Below are 10,718 nucleotides of genomic sequence, written 5' to 3'. Positions count from 1 at the left end.
GGACCGGCGATCGTCGAATTTCTCATTTTATTTGCTTCCTTGTTGCCGCTCTGACCAACGCCCGACAGAAGTGTCGTTACGTGATCAGCGGAATGGCTATAGGCGCTTCTGGAGGGCTCGTGCAGACTCGGAAACTACTCAGTCGACCGAGTTGACGCCCATCGGAGGCGACCCGCCATCCGGCATGGGTAAATCCACTTCGTGCCCTTTGCCCATTGGCAATTTTTTGTCCACGCGCCCGCGTTCCAAGCACGACTGCATTCGCATCCCCCTGAACTTCAGACTTTCCTTTCCTTGACCGATCGCATTTTCATCGCCGAAAATGAGGCGGGCGCCATGCGGCCGCGTATTCACAAGGACGAAACCATGACCAGCACCATCCATAACGAGGTCGTTACCGCCAACGGCGCCTACGCCTCCCATTTCGGTGACAAAGGCAAGCTCGCCCTGCCGCCGGCGCGGCAGTTCGCGATCCTCACCTGCATGGACGCCCGGCTGGACCCGGCGAAATATGCCGGTCTTGCCGAAGGCGACGCGCATGTCATCCTCTTGTTCCCGGACATATCCCCATTTACGGCTTCATCTATGACTTCAAGACCAGAAGATTCGTCTTCGCCCGCGCCTTCAGCGATCTTCTTGCCGTCATCCATGACGACGACACGATCGGAGAGGCGCATCACCATCTCGAGCTTGTGCTCGATCAGCAGGATCGATCGTCAGTCCTTCGACCCTGAGTTGGGCGACCAGCGCCTGCATTTCGGCCGCTCGGTCGGATTCATGCCGGCCGTCGGCTCGTCGAGCAGCAAGAGACGCGGCCTGAGTGCCAGCGCGCGCGCGATCTCGACGCGGCGCCGATTGGCGTAGGACAGGCTGTGGGCCGGCTCATCGACACCCGGCAAGAGACGCTTGAGGCAGCGCAACCCAAGGGAATCGATCTCTCGGAACTCCCTCGCGCCATTCGAGAGACCCGCAATATTGGCGGACGCTTTTCCGACAGACGGGGGGCACTCTGATGGCGCCGCCGCGTTGACGTTGCGCTGCTTGCGCAGCAAGCAGGCTGCGCAGCGGCGACAGAAGCCTTGCCCACGTACAATTACCGGTGTTCAGTATGCGTCGAGAAAGGTGGCCGGTTCGCTTCGCCAACCTCCGGAGTATCCTGTGCACGATTGCCAGACAGCATGACGGTGATTTCAATTCAGTCTCAGGTCGCCTACGGCCATGTCGGCAATAACGCCGCCGTCTTTCCCATGCAGATGAACGGCATCGACGTGGTAGCCGTGCCAACGACCTTGCTGAGTAACCGGCCAGGATACCCGACAATCCGGGGGAGGGTTCTGGAGGCGGATCTGGTTGCGGATTTGCTGGCAGGCGTTGAGGAGCGGGGCGCGGTGGATTCCTGCCGGATTGTCTTGTCAGGCTATCTCGGTTCGCCGGAGATCGCCGAAGTGGTGGCGGAATTCATCACGAGGGCAAAGAAAGCCAATCCCAGGCTGATCTATTGCTGCGATCCTGTCCTCGGTGACAGCGACCGGGGTCTGTTTGTGCAGGCCGGACTCCCAGCGATATTTCGTGATGTAGTATGTCCACTTGCTGACATTACAACACCGAACCATTTCGAGTTTGAATGGCTATGCGGAGCGCGAGCAACGACAATTGATGAACTGATAGGAAACACGCACTCTCTCCTCGCGACAGGACCATCGGCGGTCGTCGTGACCAGCGTCGAGCTCGTCGACATGCCCGCGGACCGGATCGATACCATTGCACTGGAGCGCTCCTCGGCATGGCGCCTGAGCACGCCGAAACTTCCGATCCGCCCGTCCGGGACCGGAGACCTCTTCACATCGCTGCTGGTTTCGTCGCTCGTTCGCGGGGCAGCCATAAGCGATGCCTTGGTCGAGGCCGTATCTGCCACCTTTACTGTCCTTGAACACACCGCGGCGGTTGGCGCCGAGGAGATGCGGATCATCGAGGCTCGCTCGTTGCTCTCCCAACCGCGTCGCCGGTTTGAAGCAACCCGGATCCATACCTGAAGATCCCGCTCGGGATTGCCGTGCGCCAGGAGAGGTCGAGGCTGCGATAGCGCTGGTGGCGGAGCAGACGCGGCGATGGAATGGCTACCGACTTCCGGAATTGGCAGATTTTTTTACGTACGGCGCAAGAGCTCGTTAGAGTGCACCGGATCCACCCATCACGATCTTCTCGTTCATTTTTTGGTCGACGACTTGAACCGTGCGGTCGATATCAGCATTAGGCATACCTAGCTGGTGCGAAATCAACTTTACCAGCAGGTCGACCCGCTCAATGAAAGGCGCACCATTGGCTACTGCCCGGGCCGCCGATGAGGGTTTCAGAAGGCTTTCCGCCGCCTTGGCGTATTTCCCAAAGGGAACCTGATCCTGCGGGTCAGCGCCCAGACGCCGTGCGACGGCGTCGACATGGTCATAGATCGACTGCGAGAGCTTCAAATCATGATGTACCGCATCGCGGATCGACTGCGGCTCGTGCGGCGTGATGCAGCGGTAATTTCCGGTCAACAGCATCGACCATTTGGCCAGAGGGACGAACAGCGAATCGGACACTTTGAGCTTTACCGGAACGTCGTGGCCATCCAGCCTCGCGGCGTCGATGTCCGCCTCCAGCTTCCGAAGCAGCAAATTATGTTTCTCATCTGCAAATGTGGCTGCCTTGAAGTTCGTCGGCAGGCCGACATGGAGGACATTCGCCGCCTCTTCCGGAGGGCGGAAGGCCTGCGGATCAGGCGAGCAGAGCGACACCAGGCCCGGCTCGAATCGTTCCCATACCTGGGCATTGGTATAGGCCTCCTCCAGCTCCATGTCCGCCAGCGCCGGGATGCGTTTGAGATAGGGCAAGGGCGGCATGTTCATGATCGAAAGACAAGGCAGCTTCGCCTCGGCGATTTTGATCATCAGAACCCGGATCGTATGGTTGGTGTATTGCGGTTCCTGCATGGCAAGACCAACCAGATCATAGCGCGACACGTCGACGTCGCCGGGCGTAATCGCGTCCAGGGTCCCGGGCAGGCCGCGTGAGAAAATCGCCCGGTGGACAGCCTCGTCACGCAGCCTGATGCGAACTTCCGTACCGTCGCGATTGATGAGTTCTGCAGTCTTGCTCCGACAAACCAGGGTCACGTTGTGACCCGCCATCAGGAGCTTTGTCGCCAGCAGTGAGCCATAGGAGGCTCCAAGGATGAGAATGTTGTAAGCCATGCTCGCTATTCCACAGGTTCGAAACCTGTCACTTCGGTCAGATCATCGACAGCAAGAAGTGCCGCCGAAAAGTCGTCGTCTCCAAAGTAGGCGCTGCGCGAGATCAGCACTGGAATTCCAGCGCGTGACGCCGCCACCAGGCCTATCCCCGAATCCTCAATCGAGAGGCATTCCGACGGGGACAGGTTCAATCGAGACAGCACTTCCAGATAGACGTCGGGAGCCGGCTTCTTTTTCGGCACCTCGTCACCTGCGACAATCGCTGCAAAAGCGTTTGTCCAATCCTTGCCCAATGCGGTGGCAAGCAACGCATCGATGTTGCCACGCGAGGTCGTCGTCGCAATTGCCAGGCGCTGACCGCGTGTCAATGCCGCGGTCAACAGAGCCTTCACGCCTGGACGGAGCGGACAGCCGCCGCTTGCGATCAAATCGGCGTAAATCGTGGTTTTGATCCGGTGCAGTTCAGTGACCTCGGCGTCCGACAGCACCGGCGCCGCTCCTCGCAATCGATCGAAGGCGCGGATCCGCTCCTTGCCGCCCGCAACCCGAAGCAGGTCCTAGTAAACGACGCGACCCCAGCACCAACCCAGGTTGGCTCTGACGAAGGCGGCATTAAAGGCCCGGCGATGAACTTCCTCCGTTTCGGCCAGTGTACCATCGACATCAAAGATCAGGGCACGCGACCGAACGATCAGTTCCCTTGCGCGATCCAGGCGCGAGCCCGGTGACGCGAGCGCGTCGCTCATACGCCCTCCCTGAAAAGTTGCGCCGCGCTTGACGCAGTTCGCGGCCCAATCAACACGCATATGGGTACATCAAGGAAATTTTATTATCTTGGACCGGTCCAAAGTATTTCTTATGAGGTGCCGGCGCGCCATCCGCCGGGGTTCCGCCATGCATGGTCCTCACCTAATCAAATGGCAGAGGTGTCACTCATGGACGCTTAATCACCCAGTCTTGCGCTCGCCTGATCTACGCCGGCGAATCACGGTTGCCTTCCTAATTGCGCAATATAGAGCGCTCGCTGTATCTGAGCAGGCAGATCGAAACCACCATGATCAGTATCAGGCCTCCGAGTACGGCCAATTCCAGCATGGTGGAATTGAACAGCGCCTGCGTGTCCGGCGTCCATTTTCCCGGTTGGTTGACCTGCGATGATTCCAGCGTGATCACCAGCACGCGCCGGATCGACGCGATCAGTCCCACGATCAGAAACGGTTCGCACACCAGCGTGCCCGATCGGAAAGAGACGCGCACGGTGTGCAGTATTTCAACGACCATAAGTACGAACAGCAGCCGGTCGATCGTGAGGACAAGTGAAGTCGCATTGACGTGTTCCTGCACATCCTGCCACAGAGACACCGCGGCACTACCGACGCCCAGCAGTGCGGTGAGCGCAAGCAACAGGCCGAGAACCAGGTAGGCAAATACTTCGATCCTGAGGAATGCCCGGCTGGCCAGTTTGCCAATGCGCGTAGCGTCCTTATCGGTAGGCTCGTCGCCGTCCATTCTCGTGCCGCTTTCGCTGATTCGGTTTGCGATGCATCCGGTGTTCGGTGTAACTTTACTATGGGCGCCGGTCCGGCGCCTAGTGCGAAAACTCCGAGCGATGCAGGGCCTCGGCCTTGTAGAGCGGCTAGCGACAGGACGAGAATCTCTCGCCACTCACTCAAAAATGCCGCTAAAGGGAGATTTTATGGGGTAGACGTCTGGCCCTCCGCAAATACCTGCCTGCGAGTATCGATGATCCTGAAGTCCTATCTGGTGGCAGCTGCCACCCGGCTCAGCACCTATGCATCCAATGACCAGCCTCTCGCGGCAGCCGGCAACAAGGTTGCCCTGGTGCTGGCGGGCAATACGCCATTTTATCCAATGTACGTAATCGGCCTGGCCGGAAGTGGGGGTATGCCGGCGCTGCTCATGACGCTATTCGCCTTTCCGGTTTTCGCGATGGTCCCCGCCATCTCGCGTCGCTACCCGTTGCTTGGCAGGGCCATGCTATCCTTGGCCGGATCGGTCAATACGGTGTTCTGTACCTGGCTGCTTGGTGAAAAATCGGGCACCGAGCTATTTCTGATCCCCTGCATTACGCTCGCCAGCCTGCTGTTTGGCGCGGGCGAGCGTTTTTGGATGCTGATCTTGGCTGCGCTGCCGCTCGGCGCCTACATCCTATTGCATGGACATTATGGAAGGCCGTTACATCTCTATCCGGATGACGCCTATGCCGCCCTGTTCTCGATGAACGCGGTCAGCGTGGGTACGCTATCCATCTTCCTCGGGATCGTTTTTTCCGGGCTGTACGCTGGACCGTCGAAGCGCGCGAACTAGCCTGTGAGACTCCTTACGGCCTGCAGGGTACCGCTGACACTCTTAGACCTAATCGTCGCGTGCTCCGGCTCCTCGAGCCGGAACCACGCCACATAGAGCGCCGGCAAGAACAACAAGGTCAGCATGGTCCCGACCATGATGCCGCCCATCATTGCGTAGGCCATCGGCCCCCAGAAAACCTCGCGCGCGATCGGAATCAGCGCCAGGCTTGCGGCGGCGGCGGTCAGCATGATCGGTCGCATGCGATGCTCGGTGGCTTCCACGACCGCATCCCATGCCGGCCGTCCTGCCTTTCGAAGGTCCTCAACCTGCACGATCAGGATCACCGAGTTGCGGATCAGGATCCCGACCAGCGCCAGCACACCCAGGATCGCGACGAAGCCGAGAGGCGCTCCGCTTGGTAGCAAGGCCAGCACAACCCCGATCAGAGCGAGCGGCGCCACCGCAAAGACCAGGAGCAGGCGGTGGAAACTTTGCAGCTGAATCATCAGAATCGTGGCCATGATGAACAGCATCAGCGGAACGACCGCCTCGATCGGAGCCTGGCTCTTCGCACTCTCCTCGACGGCGCCACCGACCGCGACCGAATACCCGGCCGGCAGTCGGTCTGCGAATTCGGCAACCTTCGGGGCCAGTTGATCGACGACGGTTTTCGGCTGCGCGCTGCCAAGAACGCTCGCTTTCAGCGTGATCGTCGGAAGCCGCGACCGCCGCCAAATGGTGGGCTGCTCGATTTCGTAGCGGAGCGTGGCTACCGCACCGAGCGGCACCGATTGACCGCCGAGGCCGGTCAATTGCAGGTCCCGCAGCGTATCAATCGAAGCACGCTCGGGCGCGGTCGCGCGGCCTATCACGTTCACGAGGTAAATGCTGTCTCGCACCTGAGTGATCGAGGATCCGGCAAGCACACTGTTCAGTGTCGTCGCAATGTCCTCCGAACTCACGCCAAGCTGGCGCGCCTTGTCCTGCAGCACGTCGACCTTGACGACGCGCGCCGGCTCCATCCAGTCGAACACGACGTGATCGAGATGCGGATTGGCGCGTACGATGCCGGCAAGGTTTTGCGAGAGCTCCCTCACCTTGGCGACATCGGGTCCGCTCAGCCGGTACTGCACGGGACGGCCGACCGGAGGTCCGACCTCCAGCAGCTTGACGAAAGTATCGGTGCCGGGAAAGGTCTTTCTCAGATAGGTTTCGAATTGCGCCTTGAGGCGATCGCGCCCGGCAACGCCGCCTTTGGTCACCACGACCATCTGGCCGAACCAGGCGTTGGCCGTCTGCACGTCAAACGACAGCACGAAGCGCGGCGCGCCTGTTCCAACGTAGGTCGACCAATGGTCGACCACGGGATTTCCCTGCAGTTGTTCGCGCTCGAAGCGAGCGATCTGGCCATTGGTTTCAGTAATCGAGGCATTGTGCGGCAGATTCCAGTCGATGACCAGTTCGCTCCGGTCCGAGGACGGAAAGAACTGCTGCTGAACGAATTTCATGCCGAACAGGGCGAGCCCGAAAGCTGCGACCGTCACCCCGACGGTGATCCAGCGATGATGCATGCAAGCCAGAAGCACGCGAGAAAACAGCTGTCCAAGCCGTCCCTTGCCTTCATGATGACCTTTCATCCTGGCCGGCAGGATGGTGACGCCAAGCAATGGCGTGAACAGCACCGCGACGATCCAGGATACGAGCAGGGAGACCGCAATCACCACGAACAAGGTAAAGGTGAATTCACCTGCGTTGCTGCTGTTGAGGCCGATCGGGATGAAGCCGGCAACGGTGACCAGCGTCCCCGTCAGCATCGGAAAGGCCGTGGACGTGTAGACATGGGTCGCGGCCTTTTCCAGAGGTTCGCTAACTTCGAGCCGCGCCACCATCATCTCGACCGCGATCATGGCGTCGTCGACCAGAAGGCCAAGCGCGATGATCAAGGCGCCGAGCGAAATTCGCTGCAGCGAGATTCCGGCATAGGCCATCACGACAAACGTGATGGCGAGAACCAGCGGGATTGCGATCGCAACGACGAGACCGGCCCGAAGCCCCAGGCTGAGGAAGCTGATCCCGAGCACAATGACGACCGCTTCGAACAGCGCCTCGGTGAAGCCTGACACGGCGTGCTCGACGACAACAGGCTGATCCGCGACGAGATGGACTCCGACGCCGACCGGCAGTTCGGCTGAAATCCCCGACATTTCCGCCTTGAGCGCCTCGCCAAACTTCAGAAGGTTCGCACCGGCTTTCATCCCGATCGCGAGCGCGATGGCAGGCTGCCCGTTGAAGCGGAACAGGGTGGTTGGCGGATCGGCGTAGCCGCGCGTGATGGTGGCCACATCCGTCAGCGGAAAGAACCGGTCATTGATCCGAAGATTGATCGCCTTCAGGCTTTGCTCCGATTCAAACTGACCGCTGACCCGCACGCTGATGCGCTCCGCCCCGGCCTGGAACACGCCGGACGGCGCGACGGCATTTTGCGCCTGCAGCGAGGACATGATGGAGCGGCTGTCGAGGCCGAGCGCCGCAATCTTCCGGGTCGAGAATTCGAGGAAGATGACTTCGTCCTGTGCGCCCAGAATGTCGACCTTGCCGACATTCGGCACGGTCAACACCTTGGCACGGATGTCCTCGACCCGATCGCGCAGCTGGCGCTGGCTCAAGCCATCGCCGGTGAATGCGTAGATGTTGCCGAACACATCGCCGAAGCGGTCATTGAAGCCCGGCCCGACGACGCCTTGCGGGAAATCGGGCTTGATGTCCTCGATCATGTTGCGCACGCGAGCCCAGGTCGGAGCAACGTTCCTCGCCTGGGTGCTGTCCCGCAGATAGACGAAGACGGTCGTTTGCCCGGCAACCGTAACACTCTTGGTGTAGTCGAGCGATTCCAGCTCTTCGAGCTTCTTCTCGATTCTGTCGGTGACTTGGCGCGTCATTTCTTCCGGAGAGGCACCCGCCCATTGCGCCGCGATCACCATGGTCTTGATGGTGAAATCCGGGTCTTCCTGGCGCCCGAGATGCAGATAGGAGAACAGTCCCGCCGCCATGAAGGCGAGCATGAAATACGAGACCAGCGAACGATGTCCGAGAGCCCAGTCGGAAAGGTTGAACGATTTCATGGTGCCAAATCCTGTTCGAAACGAACTTGCTGTCCTTGCTTGAGGCTATGGATGCCGGCGGTGACGATCCGCGCACCCGCTGGCAGGCCGCCCGTGACCCGCAGGCCGCCTTCGTCCTCCGCGAGATCGACCTGGTGCAGGGAGACCGTGCTCGCGAGGGGATCAACCACCCAAACGGCCGTCTCGCCCTCCTTGGTGAGGACCGCGGACGTGGGGACCCGGAGAACGGAGTTCTCGCTGTTGTCCAGTCTCGCCGTAACGGTTGAGCCAAGGCGAAAGTTCTCAGGCGGATCCGTCAAGGAGATGCGGACACGGCGCATGCGCGTTAAGGCATCGGCTTGCGGCGCAATTTCGCGAATCTGGCCTTGTACCTGAAGGGCCGGCAGCAGCTGCAAGCTGACAGTGAACGGCAAACCGATCTTCAATCGCACCGGGAAGTCTGCGCCGATGTCGACGACGGCCTCTCTGACATCCGGCCGCGCCACCGTCACGACGCTCTGACCTGGCGAGACAACTTGGCCCACTTCGGCGCTCACGGCCGTGACGACACCGGCGAAATCAGCCTTCACCTCTGCATAACCAAGTTGCTCAACCGCCTTGGCAAGGTTGGCGCGGGCGCGAGCAACCGATGCTTGGGCCGCGGCCCGCACCTGCTCTGCATCGTCAAGCGCCTGCCTCGTCGTGGCATCGGTCTTGATCAGGATCCGTTTCCGCTCCTCAGCCGCGCTTGCATTTGCAAGCAGGGCCTCGGCTTTCGAGAGGTCCGCTTTCGCAGACTGTACGGCGAGCCCAAGCGTCGTCGCGTCGATTGCAGCGATGGTCTGCCCTTCCGCGACCAAATCTCCCACATTGACCGGACGTGCGATCAGTCGCCCGAGCACGCGGAAGCCAAGACTGGTCTCATATCGAGGCTGGACCGTTCCGACCGCCAGAGTGCTGTCCGATGCGGTCGGTTCAAGAACGGCGGACAGCACGGGTCGGACAGGTTCGGGGGCTTTTGCCTCCTGCTGGCAGGCGGCCAGCACCAGCGCCGATGCGAACATGCCGACAATGGTGAGCGCTTGCGTTCTCATGATCGGTCCTCGTCATAGGTCACGGGCTGGCCGGAGCTGAGCAGCTTGCCGCCATCGACAACGACGCGCGCTCCGGGTTCAAGGCCTGCCTTGATCAGCACGGCGCCGGCTTCGTAGGCACCGATCGTCACCGGCTTCAGCGATGCGGTCTTTGTCCTGGGATCGACGATCCAGACCGCGGGCTTCGACCCCGTTGCCGTCAGTGCGGTCCACGGCAACGTGATCTCGGTTGCGGGTTTGGTCCTGGCGGTGCCCGCGATGGCGCTGCCAAGCGTCATGGTGGCGGGCAGGTTCTGGATTGCGACCTTGACGCGAACCGTGGAGCTCTTGGGATCGACGGCAGGAGAGACTTCCCTCAGATAGCCAATGGCGGTCACGTCCGGGGCGGAGACCAGGGTCAGCGACACGCGGCCGCCCTCGACATCGCCAAAGAACATCGATTCAGGGACATCGAAGACAGCATCGCGCTCGCCGTCTTGCGCCAGCGTGAAAACCGCCTGAGCCGCCTGCACCACTTGCCCGACCTCAAGACTGCGGGCGGTAATCACACCCGCGGCGCGGGCGTGCAGTTCGGTATCGTCAAGCGCTTCGCGGGCCGTTCCGAGCTGCGCCTTCGCCGATTCAAGCTTACTTTCTGCGCTTTGCAGCTCCTGCTGTGCCTGGTCGTAGGCCACGCGCGTGGTAAAGCCGGTCGACATCAGCGAGCTCTGCCGATCGAATGTGGCTTGGGCCACGCGCAGCTGGGACTCCGCTGCGGCGACCCCCGCGGTTGCAGCCTCAAGATCGGCCTGCTGCTCGGCCGGATCGAGCCGCGCCAGAACGTCGCCGGCATTGACGTGGGCGCCGACGTCCACCAGCCGCTCGAGCAGGCGCCCGCTCACACGAAATGACAGGTCGGCGCGGAAACGGGCCTCGACCTCGCCGGTCAGCGTCAGGGACGCCTGTCCGTCCCGCGGCTGCACAATTTCGGTGTGTACAAA

At 60.9% G+C, this 10,718-nt stretch carries 8 protein-coding genes and 2 pseudogenes; 3 read left to right on the top strand and 7 right to left on the bottom strand.

The window, feature by feature from the left end:
* Positions 1–366 precede the first annotated feature (366 nt).
* Complete coding sequence (locus tag ABSG20_RS19780) at positions 367–864, top strand: carbonic anhydrase (RefSeq protein WP_423866200.1); 498 nt, start codon at positions 367–369, stop codon at positions 862–864.
* On the opposite strand, the pseudogene ABSG20_RS19775 reads toward ABSG20_RS19780, so the two are convergent.
* Positions 831–920, bottom strand: a pseudogene (locus tag ABSG20_RS19775) (hypothetical protein); the annotation flags it as partial. The gene ABSG20_RS19780 and the pseudogene ABSG20_RS19775 sit on opposite strands and share 34 nt — an antisense overlap.
* Before the next feature lie 258 nt (positions 921–1,178).
* Here ABSG20_RS19775 and pdxY point away from each other — a divergent pair.
* Positions 1,179–2,033 carry a pyridoxal kinase PdxY gene (gene pdxY, locus ABSG20_RS19770; protein WP_423866199.1) on the top strand — a complete coding sequence of 285 codons (855 nt, stop codon included), beginning with the start codon at positions 1,179–1,181 and terminating at the stop codon, positions 2,031–2,033.
* Positions 2,034–2,168: 135 nt separating this feature from the next.
* Here pdxY and ABSG20_RS19765 read toward each other — a convergent pair whose 3' ends face one another.
* The 3 genes and pseudogenes from ABSG20_RS19765 to ABSG20_RS19755 all read right to left on the bottom strand — a co-directional run bounded on the left by ABSG20_RS19765 (position 2,169) and on the right by ABSG20_RS19755 (position 4,742).
* Positions 2,169–3,233 (bottom strand): ketopantoate reductase family protein, encoded by a 1,065-nt coding sequence (locus tag ABSG20_RS19765; protein ID WP_423866198.1) that lies wholly within the window; start codon positions 3,231–3,233, stop codon positions 2,169–2,171.
* A 5-nt stretch (positions 3,234–3,238) separates the two neighbouring features.
* Positions 3,239–3,979: pseudogene (locus ABSG20_RS19760) on the bottom strand (HAD-IA family hydrolase).
* A 253-nt stretch (positions 3,980–4,232) separates the two neighbouring features.
* Complete coding sequence (locus tag ABSG20_RS19755) at positions 4,233–4,742, bottom strand: phosphate-starvation-inducible PsiE family protein (protein WP_423866197.1); 510 nt, start codon at positions 4,740–4,742, stop codon at positions 4,233–4,235.
* A gap of 234 nt (positions 4,743–4,976) precedes the next feature.
* On the opposite strand from ABSG20_RS19755, the gene ABSG20_RS19750 reads away from it, so the two are divergent.
* Complete coding sequence (locus tag ABSG20_RS19750) at positions 4,977–5,561, top strand: hypothetical protein (RefSeq protein WP_423866196.1); 585 nt, start codon at positions 4,977–4,979, stop codon at positions 5,559–5,561.
* Here the strand turns inward: ABSG20_RS19750 and ABSG20_RS19745 are convergent.
* From ABSG20_RS19745 to ABSG20_RS19735, 3 genes are all read right to left on the bottom strand, one after another.
* Complete coding sequence (locus tag ABSG20_RS19745; RefSeq protein ID WP_423866195.1) at positions 5,558–8,665, bottom strand: efflux RND transporter permease subunit; 3,108 nt, start codon at positions 8,663–8,665, stop codon at positions 5,558–5,560. The two genes, ABSG20_RS19750 and ABSG20_RS19745, sit on opposite strands and share 4 nt — an antisense overlap.
* A complete protein-coding gene (locus tag ABSG20_RS19740) occupies positions 8,662–9,738 on the bottom strand; it encodes an efflux RND transporter periplasmic adaptor subunit (RefSeq protein WP_423866194.1) in 1,077 nt (358 codons plus the stop codon). The genes ABSG20_RS19745 and ABSG20_RS19740 overlap by 4 nt, the downstream gene beginning before the upstream one ends.
* A partial coding sequence (locus tag ABSG20_RS19735; RefSeq protein WP_423866193.1) for an efflux RND transporter periplasmic adaptor subunit occupies positions 9,735–10,718 on the bottom strand: 984 nt, incomplete at its 5' end. The genes ABSG20_RS19740 and ABSG20_RS19735, both read right to left, overlap by 4 nt.

The sequence above is a fragment of the Bradyrhizobium sp. genome, from assembly GCF_049512235.1.
In the GTDB taxonomy this organism is placed as follows: domain Bacteria; phylum Pseudomonadota; class Alphaproteobacteria; order Rhizobiales; family Xanthobacteraceae; genus Bradyrhizobium.
Note: the sequence above shows the minus strand (reverse complement) of the source record. Positions and strands in the feature narration are given on the sequence as shown.